Annotated in this window: 2 protein-coding genes; both read left to right on the top strand. The window is 64.0% G+C overall.

The window, feature by feature from the left end:
* Positions 1–83 precede the first annotated feature (83 nt).
* On the top strand, positions 84–1,460 hold the full coding sequence (locus tag AC1D00_RS36630) for an NfeD family protein (protein WP_477014025.1): 1,377 nt from the start codon (positions 84–86) through the stop codon (positions 1,458–1,460).
* Positions 1,457–2,218: a slipin family protein gene (locus tag AC1D00_RS36625; RefSeq protein ID WP_027547365.1), complete on the top strand. Its 762-nt coding sequence runs from the start codon at positions 1,457–1,459 to the stop codon at positions 2,216–2,218. Before AC1D00_RS36630 ends, AC1D00_RS36625 begins: the two co-directional genes overlap by 4 nt.
* Positions 2,219–2,431: the final 213 nt, after the last annotated feature.

Genomic DNA, 2,431 nt, shown 5'->3' with positions numbered 1-2,431 from the left:
GCACAATCACGACCATGGCCTGCACGCGGGCCACATTGAGGTTCGCAAGGCGCGCACCATATGCTCTGCAAGGGAGCCCTGCCGTGCAGACCATGAAGGCGGCCCTCGTTGCGGCGATTGGCGTCGTGGCTTTGATCTGCTGCCTCCTTCCCAGCTCAGCGGAGGAGAACGGCCGTCTTGCATTGATCGTTTCGATCGACGGAGCCATCGGCCCTGCGTCGGCCAGCTACGTCAAGGAGGCTTTGGCCAAAGCAAGCGAACGGCGCGCCGAGGTCGTGCTTCTGAGACTGAACACGCCCGGCGGTCTGAATTCCAGCATGCGCGAGATCATCGCGGATGTGCTGGCCTCGCCGATCCCTGTCGTCGGTTACGTCGCCCCCTCCGGCGCCCACGCGGCGAGCGCGGGGACCTATATCCTTTATGCGACCCACATCGCGGTGATGGCGCCGGGCACCAATATTGGCGCCGCGACGCCGGTGYAGATTGGCGGGCCGCTGCCGGGACTTCCGAGCGGACCAGCGGACAAGGATGGCAAAGACAAGAAGGACGAGCCGAAGGACGCGATGACGGCGAAGGTGACGAACGATGCCGTCGCCTTCATCCGCAGCCTCGCCGAGCTGCGTGGCCGCAACGCGGACTGGGCCGAGAAGGCGGTCCGTGAGGCCGCCACGCTCTCCGCCAACGCCGCGCTGGAGGCTCATGCCATCGATCTCGTCGCGCGCGATCAGGCCGAATTGCTGAGACAGCTCGATGGTCGCGTGGTCGAGGTTGCAGGCGGCAAGACGCAACGGCTGGTGACGAAGGATGCCGTCGTCGAAGCCATCGATCCCGGACCGATATCCCGCTTCCTGGCGGTGATCACCGATCCGAACGTGGCGTTCATTCTCCTGATGGTCGGCATCTACGGCTTGATCTTCGAGTTCATGTCTCCCGGTGCCGTCGCCCCCGGAGTCGTCGGCGCGATCTGCCTGCTGATCGGCCTCTATGCGCTCAATCTGCTGCCGATCAATTATGCCGGCCTCGCCCTGATGTTGGTTGGACTCGTGCTTCTCACCATCGAAGCCTTCAACCCGACCGTGGTGATCGGGCTCGGAGGGATCGTCGCTTTCGTGCTGGGCGCGCTGATGCTTTTCAGGGGCGAGGCGCCGGGCTACCACCTGTCGTGGTGGGTGATCGGCATCACTGCGGCTGTGTTCGTCGGCTTTGCGCTCGTCGTGCTCGGTTCGCTCCGGCGCGTCGGTAGGGCTCCTGCACTGGTCGGCGCGCAGGCCATGCGCGGCTTGCCCGCCGAGGTTCTCGACTGGAATGGGAACGAAGGTCATGTCTTCGCCCATGGTGAGCGCTGGCAGGCGCGCGGCGCCGAAACGTTCAAGCCCGGAGAGACGGTCGAAGTCGCCAACATCATCGACCTGACGCTGCTGATACGGCGCGCACCAACAGGCGAGGGAGGAACGTCATGATGCTGGAATATCTGACTTATGCGGCGCTCGCGTTGCTTGTCATCATGTTCCTGTCCCAGGCTATTCGAATCCTGCGCGAATACGAGCGTGGCGTCATCTTCACGCTCGGTCGCTTTACCGGCGTGAAGGGCCCGGGCCTCATCATCCTGATTCCGATCGTGCAGCAACTCGTGAAGGTGGATCTGCGGGTGATGGTGCAGGTCGTGCCGCCGCAGGACGTGATTTCGCGGGACAACGTCTCCGTCAAGGTCAACGCCGTTCTGTACTTCCGCATCGTCGACCCCGAACGGGCCATCATCAAGGTCGGCGATTACATGGCCGCCACCAGCCAGCTCGCCCAGACCACCTTGCGCTCGGTGCTCGGCAAGCACGAACTCGACGAGATGCTGGCCGAGCGCGACAGGTTGAACGCGGACATCCAGGAGATCCTCGACAAGCAGACCGACGTCTGGGGCATCAAGGTCACCGGGATCGAGATCAAGGACATCGATCTCAACGAAACCATGGTGCGCGCGATTGCCAAACAGGCCGAGGCGGAGCGGTTGCGGCGGGCCAAGGTGATCAATGCGATGGGCGAGCAGCAGGCTGCCGAAAAGCTCGTCGAGGCCGGCCGGATTCTCGCGCAGGAGCCTCAGGCGATGCAGCTACGTTATTTCGCGGCCCTGCATGACATCGCGGGCGAACGGTCGTCGACCGTCGTCTTCCCGCTGCCGATGGGCCTGCTCGACCATTTTTTGCCGCGGCGGGACAACCCGTAGCCATAAGCGGCGGGATGACCCATCTTCGGCGGGAGAACAATTCGATGACGAAGCCTGCCGCCAGTCCGGCCGGCCGACAAGAATGGTTTCGTCGTCTCCGAGGACCTCAATCCCCAGAAGGCGCGCGTTCTCGCCCAATTGCTGATCGCGAGCGGCGTGACGGCTCCGGCCGAGCTCCAGCGGGCCTTTACGGCGACGTGGTGATCGGACCCA

The sequence above is a fragment of the Bradyrhizobium sp. P2_E8 genome (assembly GCF_056403875.1).
Note: the sequence above shows the minus strand (reverse complement) of the source record. Positions and strands in the feature narration are given on the sequence as shown.